The 12,359-nt window shown below is 45.2% G+C and carries 9 protein-coding genes; 2 read left to right on the top strand and 7 right to left on the bottom strand.

Annotated elements, in window-relative coordinates:
- Window positions 1–921: an acyl-CoA thioesterase II gene (locus tag R0123_RS05670; RefSeq protein ID WP_323841048.1), complete on the bottom strand. Its 921-nt coding sequence runs from the start codon at window positions 919–921 to the stop codon at window positions 1–3.
- A gap of 195 nt (window positions 922–1,116) precedes the next feature.
- On the opposite strand from R0123_RS05670, the gene plsB reads away from it, so the two are divergent.
- On the top strand, window positions 1,117–3,783 hold the full coding sequence (plsB, locus tag R0123_RS05665; RefSeq protein WP_323843388.1) for a glycerol-3-phosphate 1-O-acyltransferase PlsB: 2,667 nt from the start codon (window positions 1,117–1,119) through the stop codon (window positions 3,781–3,783).
- Window positions 3,784–3,900: 117 nt separating this feature from the next.
- Here the strand turns inward: plsB and pdxH are convergent, their stop codons facing one another.
- From pdxH to R0123_RS05640, 5 genes are all read right to left on the bottom strand, one after another.
- Window positions 3,901–4,533, bottom strand: a complete 633-nt coding sequence (pdxH, locus tag R0123_RS05660; protein WP_323843387.1) for a pyridoxamine 5'-phosphate oxidase — start codon at window positions 4,531–4,533, stop codon at window positions 3,901–3,903.
- Window positions 4,534–4,545: 12 nt separating this feature from the next.
- On the bottom strand, window positions 4,546–4,782 hold the full coding sequence (locus R0123_RS05655; RefSeq protein ID WP_323841051.1) for a hypothetical protein: 237 nt from the start codon (window positions 4,780–4,782) through the stop codon (window positions 4,546–4,548).
- Window positions 4,782–6,881 (bottom strand): M3 family metallopeptidase, encoded by a 2,100-nt coding sequence (locus tag R0123_RS05650; protein ID WP_323843386.1) that lies wholly within the window; start codon window positions 6,879–6,881, stop codon window positions 4,782–4,784. Before R0123_RS05650 ends, R0123_RS05655 begins: the two co-directional genes overlap by 1 nt.
- A 296-nt stretch (window positions 6,882–7,177) precedes the next feature.
- Entirely contained in the window at window positions 7,178–9,022 is a 1,845-nt protein-coding gene (gene glmS, locus R0123_RS05645; RefSeq protein WP_323841053.1) for a glutamine--fructose-6-phosphate transaminase (isomerizing), read from the bottom strand.
- Between the two features lie 229 nt (window positions 9,023–9,251).
- Window positions 9,252–10,610, bottom strand: coding sequence for an FAD-dependent oxidoreductase (locus R0123_RS05640; RefSeq protein ID WP_323843385.1), 1,359 nt, complete (start codon window positions 10,608–10,610; stop codon window positions 9,252–9,254).
- 213 nt (window positions 10,611–10,823) lie between these two features.
- On the opposite strand from R0123_RS05640, the gene R0123_RS05635 reads away from it, so the two are divergent.
- A complete protein-coding gene (locus R0123_RS05635; RefSeq protein WP_323843384.1) occupies window positions 10,824–11,711 on the top strand; it encodes an Hsp33 family molecular chaperone HslO in 888 nt (295 codons plus the stop codon).
- A 213-nt stretch (window positions 11,712–11,924) separates the two neighbouring features.
- Here R0123_RS05635 and R0123_RS05630 read toward each other — a convergent pair whose 3' ends face one another.
- Complete coding sequence (locus R0123_RS05630) at window positions 11,925–12,311, bottom strand: tetratricopeptide repeat protein (RefSeq protein WP_323843383.1); 387 nt, start codon at window positions 12,309–12,311, stop codon at window positions 11,925–11,927.
- Window positions 12,312–12,359: the final 48 nt, after the last annotated feature.

Genomic DNA, 12,359 nt, shown 5'->3' with positions numbered 1-12,359 from the left:
CTAGGCTTTTTTGGTCAGTCGCATCAGACCTTCTTGTTGGGTGGTGGCGATGAGTTTGCCATTTTGCCAAAATTGCCCATGATTAAGGCCTTTGGCGTGGCTTGTTGTGTCGCTCCACATGTCATATAGTAGCCATTCATTGATGTCAAAGGGGCGATGAAAGTGCATGGAATGGTCAATGCTGGCCACTTGCAAGCCACGACTTAGGTAGCTTAGCCCATGACTCATCAGCCCTGTGCCCACCAAATAAAAGTCGGACGCAAAGGCGAGCAATGCCTGATGAATGGCGACAGGCTGACTGCCTAATGCTTCGATGCGTAGCCAGTTTCCTTGTCTGGGTGGCATGGGTCTGGGGGAGATGGGGTCTCTTGGGTGTGTGGGCTTGATTTCAATGTGGCGTTTTCTAAGGTAGCGTGCCTTTAGTGGCTCTGGTATGCCATCTACATAGGCAGATTTAAGCTCTTGTTCGTTGAGTAGCATCTCTGGCGTGGGATAAGTGGGCATTGTCTCTTGATAATCCAAGCCACCTTCCATGGGTGAAAATGATGCAATCATTGAAAAAATCACCTGTTTGTCAATTTCACCTGCGTCATTGGGTATGTGCTGTATGGCGGTAACTTCTCGTGCTGATAAGCTACGCCCATCACGCAGACAGCGTACTTGATAATGTACAGGATAGCGAATGTCGCCACCACGCAAAAAATAACCATGTAATGAGTGGCAGGGCTTATCGGTTGTTAAAGTCAGGGCACCTGCCATTAATGCTTGTGCCAACACTTGTCCACCAAAAACTCGTGGCCCAACATAATCAAAGCTGGGTGCAACAAATTCATTGTCGGCGATTTCTTGTAAATTTAGAGTTTGTAGTAAGTCGGCAACCAAGTCTTTTGGGTCATCACTTTTGGCAAAAATATGGGTCATAATAAATATAAATCAACTAAATTTTGTCTATTATCCAATCGCATCATTAGATTGTCAATATTTACCAATCTAATTGTGTGTACTGATGGTGCAGACTAATCAGCTTAAAGCTTGGGTTGAATGCGATTGATATAAAATCCACAAAATCATAACCAGCCATAGTTTTTTTTAGTCAAAAGGCAAAAATATGATAAAATGAGTCAATTTGGATTATCGTATCGCCATGCCATGTTAAAAATTTCCACATCAAAACTGACCAACTTGCTTGGGTTTGGCAAAAAGCCAAATAAATCAGACGCCATACTATCAAGTGATGACGACAACAAAGTTGTATCGAATACAACAAAAACTCCCAATACTCGGCAGATTGCAGAGCCCAGCACTTATCGCCGTGTATCGGCCAAAAGTCTGTCGCTTGCGGTCAAACCGACCATCATCGGCGAGGTACCTGTCATTGATAATGATCATTTGACTTTTTATGTGATTCGTGATTATTCTCGTTCAAACAGCTTGCTTGTGGGCATGACGACAGACGAGCTCAACCTGCCATCAGCATTGGCCAAGATTGATGAGCAAGGGGTTGATGAGTCGTCAGCGATGATATTTTTGCAAGGACGCAATAAAGAGCGTGATGTTGGTGTTTCACCACGCCTTGAACGCCTTGTGCAGGCGTGTCTTGATAATCCCAATCTTGATGTCAATCTTGTCCCTGTAACGATTTTGTGGGGTCGTGCACCTGATAAAGAAGAGTCGCTGTTTCGTTTGCTCATGGCAGATGAATGGCGTTCGCCAAGCATTCCTAAGCAGTTATTCAACATTGGTGTGATGGGTCGTAATACTTTTTTAAGATTTTCTGACATCAAATCCTTGCAGTCGCTCATCAAAGATGCCCAGTTGGGTGTTGATGAGAATCTGTCTCGTGCGATTCATCTGCGTTTAAAAGGCTTTTTGGATAATCAGCGTACAAGCATTGTGGGACCAGATTTATCTGACAAACGCAACGAAACTGGCAAAATCCTTTCATCGTCTGTGGTGCAAGCTGCCATAGAAAAAGAAGCTCGAGAAAAGGGCAAAACCATCGCTACTGTCAAGAAAGAGGCAGCGGGCTATGTGGCTGAGATTGTCAGTGATTATTCATATTCGGTACTCAGGGTTTTTGATCATTTTTTGACTCGGTTGTGGACACGCCTATATGATGGCGTGGAAGTACGCAATTTTGAGCGTGTGCGTAGATTGGCTCTTGACCATCAGGTTGTGTATGTACCATGTCATCGCAGTCATATGGATTATTTACTGTTGTCTTGTGTCATTTATAAGCGTGGCCTGCGTATTCCGCACATTGCAGCTGGTGATAATTTGAATATTCCAGTGCTTGGAGAGTTGCTGCGTAACGGTGGTGCATTTTTTATGCGCCGTAGCTTTAAGGGCAATGCACTGTACGCTACAGTATTTAAAGAATATGTACACAATCTGATGCAGCGTGCTGCACCAATAGAATATTTTATTGAAGGTGGTCGTTCTCGTTCAGGTCGCCTGCTGCCACCAAAGCTGGGCATGCTGGCGATGACGGTTAATAGCCACTTGCGTGAGCCTGCCAAACCTGTGGTATTTATTCCAACTTACATCAGTTATGAGCGTATCATGGAGGGGGCAACTTATGTGGGTGAATTAAAGGGTAAGCCTAAAGAGCTTGAAAACTGGTTTGGTATTTTAAAAACCGCCCGTAAAATAGAACGAATATTTGGCACGGTACATTTGTCTTTTGGTGAGCCTTTGTATTTGGACAATTTTATGGAAAAATTTTCTGTCAAATCTGGGAGTAATAGTGCCACCAATGTCAATAATACATACGCAATGGTTCAAAACCTAGGCGTGAAGATTTTGCAAAATATCAATAAGTCTGCTGTCGTCAATCCCGTATCTTTATTGGCGTTGGTGCTGTTATCTACGCCAAAGGCAGCACTTGGTGAAAAGCAGTGCTTGGAGCAAATTGCTTTATACCAGCGTCTGGCTCATGCTTTGCCATACGATACAGAGACGCACATTACCACGCTGGCACCAAAAGATATCTTGGCGTATGGCGAGCAACTAAAACTTATTGAGCGTACGCCGCATGTGCTGGGTGATATGATTCGTGTGGCAGACAAGCAAGCGCCGATGCTTAGTTATTTTAGAAATAACATCTTGCATGTGTTCATTATGATCAGTTTCTTGGCATCGCTGGTTCAGCGTAATGGTCGTATTAACCGCACCAATCTCGATGCCATCACTAAGCTTATGTATCCGTTTTTGCAAGCCGAACTGTTCTTAAATACCGCTCTTAGAAATGTTGATGGGCTGACCGATAGAATATTAAGCGTGCTCATTGATGAGGGTGTGGTTGTTGATTTGGGTAATGATACACTTGGTGCACCTGAAATGAACTCTGACAGCTATCAACAGCTGATCGTATTGGCAAGTGCTGCCCAGCAGAGTCTTGAACGCTACTTTATGGCACTTGCATTATTGTCGGAGCAAGGTAGCCGTCGCCTAACTGCTGAGCAGGTGGTGAATTTGTGTTATGCACTTGGTCAGCGGATCTCGGTGCTGTATGCAGATGATTTGCCTGATATGTTTGATAAAGCATTGTTTACCAGTTTTATTGACACCCTAAAACGCTTGGGCTATATTCAGGCTGAAAGTGAGTCGGGCGTGCTGATGTTTGATGAACGCATTGACAACATTGCCCAAAACGCCAAGTTTGTGCTGACGCCTGATATGATGAAATTGTTGCATCACACGGCAAGTTTGAGCGACAGCGATATTGAAACTGTCATCAAAGAGATGAGCACTAAGCGTAAATTTGGTAAATCAAAACGATAAAGGATTGTAGCAATCGGACAAAAGCCTGTCCTAAGATAGTGGTTTTGTTCTTGCAGATGTGTTGGCTTGGTGGGGTAAAAAAATCTTTTGCCCCATTGTTTTGCCCATCAAATATTATCAAGGGGCAAGGCGTTCAATGAGCCATTGATCACCATCTAGGCGATAGCGAATGCGGTCGTGCAGGCGAGATGGGCGACCTTGCCAAAACTCCACCGCATCGGCTCGCACCAGATAGCCACCCCAGTGTGGTGGGCGTGGCACGCTGATGGGGTGCTTGACACCAAAGAGTGCGGCTCGCTTGACGATGACGGATTTGTCGGTGATGACTTGGCTTTGTTCGCTTGCCCATGCACCGATACGGCTGGTGTAGGGACGGCTGGCAAAATACTCATCAGACGATGCTTCGTCCAATTTTTCTACCACGCCTTCAATACGCACTTGTCGCTCTAATTCTGGCCAAAAAAAGACAATGCTAATATGTGGGTTGGTTGCTAGTGCCCGCCCCTTTCTACTGTCATAATTGCTAAAAAACACAAAGCCATTATCATTGACCTCTTTAAGTAGTACCATGCGACTGCTGGGGCGATTATCGGCATCTACTGTCGCAATATTCATTGCAGTTGGCTCATTGACTTTGGCGGTCATGGCCTCATTTAGCCAAATTTTAAACTGCTCAACAGGGTTAGTGTGGCAATGTGATTTTGACAATTCTTGTTTGCTATAATCTTCTCGTATGTCGTGTAGGTTCATGATTTTACTCGCTTATTTAAACTTTACCACACCCACGCCAGTATCATCGTAGCCGTCTGCCTGACGCATGGCGGTCGCTTCATTGGGGGTGGGACGGCGTTCGTTGTGGTTGCAGGTGGTGCATTCAATCCATTCATCAAAAACAGGCTCAAATACCTGAATTTGTACCACCGTATCCACCGTGCGACAGTTTGGGCAGGCAACCCCTGCCAGAAATTGGCGTTTTGGGCGAGTGGATTGATAACGCATCAATCATCTCCAAAGCCACTGTGGCGAAGTAGGGCGTCAATTTTGGCTTCACGCCCAGCAAAGGCGATGAAATTTTCTTTGGCGGTGCGTGAACCTCCCATCGCTAGGATATTTTCGTAAAATGCCTGACCAATGCTGGGGTTGATGACACCAACCTCGCCTGCATTATCTTCAAAGACACCAAAGGCATCTGCCGATAAAAGCTCAGCCCATTTATAAGAATAATAACCAGCAGCATAACCGCCAGCAAAAATGTGTGCAAAGCTGTTGGCAAAGCGGTTGTTTGCTGGTGGCATGATGACAGCGACTTGTTTGCGGACTTGATTGATGGCGGTCAAGATTTGTTCATATTCATCAAAATTGCCTGCATGAATGCGTAAATCAAATAAAGCAAATTCAATCTGGCGTAGTGTCTGCAATCCAGATTGGAAGTTTTTGGCATTGAGCATGGCGGTCAGCTTGTCATCGGGCAGTGGCTCGTCTGTCTGAACATGACGACTGATTTTAGCAATGCCTGATTTGTCCCAAGCAAAGTTTTCCATAAATTGACTGGGCAACTCAACAGCGTCCCACTCCACACCACTAATGCCAGAGACATCAGCGATGCTAACTTTGGTCAATAGATGATGTAAAGCGTGCCCAAATTCATGGAATAAAGTCAAAACCTCATCATGAGTAAGTAGACTTGGTTTGTCGCCCACCGCTGGCGAAAAATTACCCACAACAAAGCATACAGGCAGGGTCTGTGAGCCACTTAGGCTGATATTTTTGGATTGAAAATCAGACAGCCATGCACCGCTAGATTTGCCCGAGCGAGCATATAGATCAATGTATGCCCCACCTATCAAGCCATCTTTGTCATGCACTTCATAAAACTGTACATCTTTATGCCAGACGGGTGCGTCTTTGGCGACAAATCGTACACCAAATAATGTCTTAATGATGTCAAACATACCATCTAAAACCACAGGTGCAGGAAAGTATGGACGAATTGCCTCGCTGTCTAGGCTATATTTGGCGTTTTGCAATTTTTCACTGATAAAAGCAATGTCCCATGGTTGTACATCGTCCAGCCCTAGTGTTTTGGCAAATTCTTGAATTTCTCTCAAATCTTGTTTGGCAAAAGGCAGGGCTTTTTGTGCTAGGTTCAATAAAAACTCTTCAATCTGTTCGTGATTTTCTGCCATTTTTGTGGCAAGTGATACCCCAGTGTAGTCCTTGTAACCAAGCAGTCTTGCTTTGTCTGTACGCAGTTTTAGAATGCGAGCCATGATATCACTGTTGTCAAACTTACTCTCTTGCCCGTCTTTTTCGCCTGTAAAGGTTGCTTGGTCGGACGCACGAGTATGGTAAGCATGGTAGAGAGTTTCACGCAGTTTGCGGTCGGTTGCATATTGCATGACCGCCAAATACATTGGTACATCTAGCGTTGCCACATAGTCGGTGGGCAGGGATTTGTTGGGGTGTTTGGCTTTGTAATGCTCGCCTGCAGATTTTAGCAGTGCCAAGCCATTTGGTGTGATGCCATCTAACTGTTCATTGGTCAAGGGTAGGGCAAATGCCGCTGTTGCATCAAGCACATTGTCTGAAAATTGAGCAGATAGAACCGACAGCTCGCTTTGAATTTTGGCAAACTCATTTTTTTTGTCATCAGGTAGGCCGACCCCTGATAAATCAAAACTTTGCAAGGCAAGATATACCGCACGAATGCGAGCAATGTCAGTGCTGTCTTGCAAGGTGCTTTCTACCGCTTTGTATAGGTCATACAAGGGTTTTGATTGTCCAACTCGCACGCCAAATTCACTAAGCTTTGGTAAAAGTTCATGGTGTGTGTGGCGAATGTCTTCATCGCTCATCACGCTGTTTAGGTGTGATAGTACACCAAACGGCCGATGAATGGCACGAACCAGCTCATCAAATTGATCAATGGTGGCGATGGGTGTGTCGGCTGTATTGCCATTTTCAATATTGTCCAAAAAAGCATGAGCATCGTCAAGGGCCTGGTTTGTCTCTTGGCTTAATATGGCTGGTGTGGTTTTTGTAAAATCTACCAAGTGTAGGCGATCATCAAAACTTGGGCTATTAAAATCAATACTCATATTTTTTCCTAAAATCTAAACAAATTTTTATGGCTTTGTGAAAATTATAAGGGCGAGTGCGTGATTTTGCAATGATACACACAGATTATTGTGTTATTTTGGATACAAAGCTGTGCCAACAAAGTGCTTAAAGTGTGTGGTAAGGCTCTGAAAAATGTGTCATTGATGAGTAGGGCGGTTGGTTGCAGATTGTCATTGCCACGGCTTTAAATCTATATTTAAATACAAATTTAAATATAAAAAGGGCAAAAACCGTTTGCCCTTTTTATATTTGTTGATCGGTTGATGAATGGCGATTACTCCACCGTAACCGATTTTGCTAAATTTCTTGGCTTGTCTACATCGGTGCCACGCACCAAGGCAACATGGTAGGAAAGTAGCTGTACGGCGATGGTGTGTACGATGGGTGATAATACACCAACATGGCGTGGCGTACGAATCACATGAATGCCTTCGGTTTTGGCAAAGTCGCTATCAAGGTCGGTCAGGACAAACAACTCACCACCTCTAGCACCAACTTCTTGCATATTGGCTTTGACCTTGTCTAGTAGCTTATCATTTGGTGCGATGACCACCACAGGCATATTCTCATCAATGAGTGCCAAAGGTCCATGTTTTAATTCACCTGCTGGATAGGCTTCGGCGTGTATATAGGTCAGCTCTTTTAGTTTTAAAGCACCTTCTAGGGCAATTGGGTAATGAATGCCACGACCTAGGAATAAAGCCGATGGTTTGGTGGCAAATTTTTGTGCCCAAATGGCCAGTTGCGGTTCTAAATTTAGGGCGTGCTGAATACTGCCGGGCAAAAGGCGTAATTCTTCGCCATATTGGCTTGTTTGTCCCTCATCAATATGACCACGAATTTTACCCAAGGTTACTGCCAAACCAAACAAAATGACCAGTTGGGTTGTGAATGCCTTGGTGCTTGCGACACCAATTTCTGCACCTGCACGCGTATAGATGGCAAGTGTGCTGTTGCGTGGCAGAGCAGATTCCATGACATTGCAAATAGATAGGCTGTGCATATGCCCTTGATTTTTTGCGTATTTTAGTGCCTCCATTGTATCAAGCGTCTCACCAGACTGGCTGATGGTGATGATGAGCTCGTTTTGATCGGTGATGACATCACGATAGCGGTATTCGCTGGCGATTTCAACATCACAGCGAATCTTGGCGATGGATTCTAGCCAATATTTTCCTGTTAGGGCGGCATAATAAGAGGTACCACAGGCTAAGATTTTGATGCTGTTAATTTGATTAAAAATTTCACCTGCATTTTCTCCAAAGTTCTCAGCGACAAAGCCACCGTCCAAGAATATCTCTGCTGTATCTGCAACGGCTTTTGGTTGTTCATTGATTTCTTTTTGCATGAAATGGTTGTGTGAGCCTAATTCAAGGCTGGCAAGCGATAGCTGAGAGGTTTTGATTTGGCGTTCTGGCGTGTTGCCATCTTTGTCAATCAAAGTTTCAATACCATCTGCGGTCAAGATGGCAATATCTCCATCTTCTAGGTAGGTAACCTGACGAGTAAACGAAACCACCGCTGAGACATCAGAGGCGATGAACACCTCGCCCTCACCAAAGCCAATTAAGAGCGGACAACCCATGCGAGCCACCACCATCTGTGTGGGGTCATCTGGCGTGATGACAGCGATGGCGTATGCACCATGAAAGCGAGAACAAGCAGTCTGTACTGCACGATAAAGATGGCCACCGTTTTGGGTGTATTCATGATGAATGCTGTGGGCGATGACCTCGGTGTCAGTCTGCGATTCAAAGTCAAAACCCAAAGCTTCTAGGCGTGTCCGCTCAGACTCAAAATTCTCAATAATGCCGTTATGCACCACAGCAATGGTGCCACCTGAGATGTGTGGGTGAGCATTTGGTTCTGTAACGCCACCGTGTGTTGCCCAGCGAGTGTGTCCGATGCCAATATTGCCAAACAAGCCCTTAGCACGAGCTGCCTCTTCCATCAGTGCCACACGACCGACACGGCGTACACGCTTGATTTTGTTTTCTTCTTTGCTATAAATGGCGATGCCTGAGGAATCATAGCCACGATATTCAAGGCGTTTTAGGCCATCTGTCAAAAAATCAACAATATTAGCATCACGACGAATGCCACCGACGATACCGCACATAAAAGTTCCTTAGTATCAAAAAAATTAATAGACCAATTAACAAAAAATAAGTCGCCCAAATCGTTGTGCGAACATTTTGTGGTGGTTTATTATAGTGGAATTTTAGGATAAGATGAAATTTTATGATCATCAGATTACAAAAATAAACCAAAAAACACCACCTAATTTGGGCGGTGTTTTTGTTAATGGTCATGCTTAAATCTTGCCGACTGCCAGCAGGTTTGAATGATTATTGGGGTGATTTTAGTAAGACTTTGGCGATGATGTTGCCACCATCGTGCAATTCAAGCGATAATTCGTCTGTTTCATTTTTAATCACTCGCCAATCACCATCAGCTGTTGGGTTGCCATTGGCGGTAACAGTGATGCTTTTATTTTTTAGGCGAATCATGGGCGTTTTGTGTTCATAGCCACAATGGGTCAGCCCCAAGATTTCGTGGGCGATGGCAGCTGCTTGTGTGCGGTGTGGGGCAACATAGCGACATGGCATACCATCAATGCTGATACAATCACCCAGTGCATAAATGTGTGGCACGCTCGTTTGTAAGGTGCTACGATGCACAGCGATGCCTGTGCGTTTGTTAAAGTCCACACCTGCATGGGTGGGCAGTTCTGCATCTACCATCAGCCCAGTTGCCACAATGACCTCGTCAAAGTGCAGTGTTTGTTCGTTGTTGTTGGTTAAGTCAATCAGGGTGATGTCATGACCTGCATGGCTTGGTACCATGCCATTGACCATGCTTTTGCCCAGCCAACCAATGCCCTTATTTTTGATGGCGGATAAAATGCGTTCGCCTGCGATTGCTGGCAACAGTGTGGATAATGGGTAAGCACCGACATCAATAAGACTTACCTGATGCCCTGCATGAATCAGGTCTTCTGCCAATTCTATGCCAACCATGCCTGCACCGATGATGGCCAGATTTTTTGGTTGTTTGCCTGTGCTTAGATGTGTTTGTAGGGCAAGGAATTTTTCAAGGTTGTTGATGTGCCATGCCATGTCTTGGGCGATGGTGGGTGGATAGGCAGGGATTGCACCGATGGCCAGCACCAAATCATCGTAGCCGATATTGCCACAAGTGGTTTGCAGAGTCTGTGTATTGGTATCAATGTGTGTTACAAAGGTGTTGGCAAGCAGTCTGACTTGATTGTCTGTTGCTGACTGCGCAGCGGTGGTGCGTACCAAATCGCTGGCAGTTTTGCCCTGTGAGAGGGCGACAGACAGCATAGGTTTGTGATAGCGGTCGCCACGGTCGCCACAAATGAGCGTTATGGGGATTTGCTTGTCCAACGCACGCACCGCATCAACCACGCTCCAACCAGCCAAACCACCACCAATGATGACAATGCCTCGTTGATTATTGTGATAAGCAAATGCAGTCAATGAATGGTCATTTAGGTGGGCATCATCGGCTTTAAATCCGCTCTTTGTTGTGCCACAGAGTGGGCATTGCCAGTCATTTGATATGTCTACAAAGCGTGTACCAGTAGCCAGACCATTTTTTGGGTCGCCTAATTTTTCATCATAAACATAACCGCACGCTAGGCAGGTGAATTTTTGCCAAGCATCATGACCGTTGGTTGTCATCGTTGTTTATCCTTTGTTTGTTTGATTGTGTTTGTTTGATTAATTGTATTGACTTGGGCAGAATAGGGTGTATAAGTATAGCACAAATGTGCACTAGGCTTGGTTGGAATTTTATGGGTTTGTTGATGATTTGCAATTTATCAGCTTGCCCCCATGTAGTGATGGCGTTTTATTTTATATTTTTGTTTTATATTCTTATTAAGAAGAGCTGTCATGACCGATATTCAACCCCTTTTGCAATACCGCCAGCGTTTTTTTATTGAGCATTCGCCTGTGCGTGGTGATGTGGTACGCTTATCTGATGCTTATCGGACTGTCATCACCAAGAAAAACTACCCCACCGCCATCAAGGCCTTGCTTGGTGAAATGTTGGTTTCGGCCAGTTTGCTGATAGGTACACTCAAAATCAATGGCAGGCTGTCTGTACAATTACAATCATCAGATGAAAATGCCCCTTTGTCATGGGCGATGGCAGAATGCGACCACACAGGACAGGTGCGAGCGTTGGCAGGGTTTAAAAATTCCGATGAATGGCAGAATGCAACCACAAGCCGTCAGGCATTTGCACAGCTTGGTCAGGGCGTGTTGTTTATCAGCATTCACCCAGAGCGAGGCGAGGCATATCAAGGCATCGTAGAGCGTGTGAGCGATGACTTGGCCGAGTGTTTGGCACATTATCAAAAGCAGTCGGCACAGATTCCAACGCTACTAAAACTTGCCACCAGTGATGAGGCGGCTGGCGGTATTTTGGTACAGCTTTTGCCACAGACAGACGCAGACCGTGAAAACGACCCAGACCTATGGGAGCGTATGAGTGCCTTGACCAGCACGATTCGGGCAGATGAGCTGACCGAGCTTGATGCTGATGAGATCTTGTATCGTCTGTATCACGAAGAGCAGGTGGCAATACCAGAGGCTAGTCCGCTAGAATTTGGCTGTACTTGCTCGGCACAAAAAAGCGAAGGGGCAATCTTTCAGCTGGGGCATCAAGAGGCACTGCACGCCTTAGACGCACACGGTGGCGTGCTTGCACTCGATTGTGGGTTTTGTGGGCAGTCTTATGAATTTGATGAAAAGGCGGTGAATGCCTTGTTTGTGTGATGTGCTGTGGCTGTGCGTAGATTTGCCATACGCATTCATGTCAATGATTGTTTTTATTTTTATCATCAAATCATGTGGATAAATCATTCGGGCAAATCGTAGGGGCGAAATGTTTTTCGCCCCTACTTGCTGTTGCTATTTGATGTAGCGGTAGATCAGTCGCCTGCCTGATTAAGCTTTCTGTATTCATTACAGCCACCTTGATGGCCCAGATCACAGGCTTTGCCATACCATTTTTTTGGCAGTTGATTTATTTTGGTGTACGCCATCTCCGTTATCATACAAAATCCCGATGTTATAGGTGGCCTTTGCATGGCCTTGGGCATAGGCTTTTTTCCACCATGTCATCGCATTGGCATGGCTTTGGCGTATGCCTTGCCCATTGTAATACATATTGCCCAAATTAAATTGAGCATCTGCATATCCTTGCTCTGCTGACTTTTGATACCACCACACCGCCTGAGCGTCGTCTTGCTTAACACCTCGTCCTTTCTCATACATCACGCCCAAATTATATTGAGCTGACGCATTCCCTTGCTCTGCCAGTCTTTTAAAGATGGAAAAAGCTTGGTTGTAGTTTTGATTGTCATAATGGGACATGGCTGTATCCCAGTCATCGGCCATCGCAGGGGCGGTGATGCTTAGGCT

This window comes from Moraxella sp. Pampa, assembly GCF_035181385.1.
Classification (GTDB): Bacteria; Pseudomonadota; Gammaproteobacteria; order Pseudomonadales; family Moraxellaceae; genus Moraxella.
Note: the sequence above shows the minus strand (reverse complement) of the source record. Positions and strands in the feature narration are given on the sequence as shown.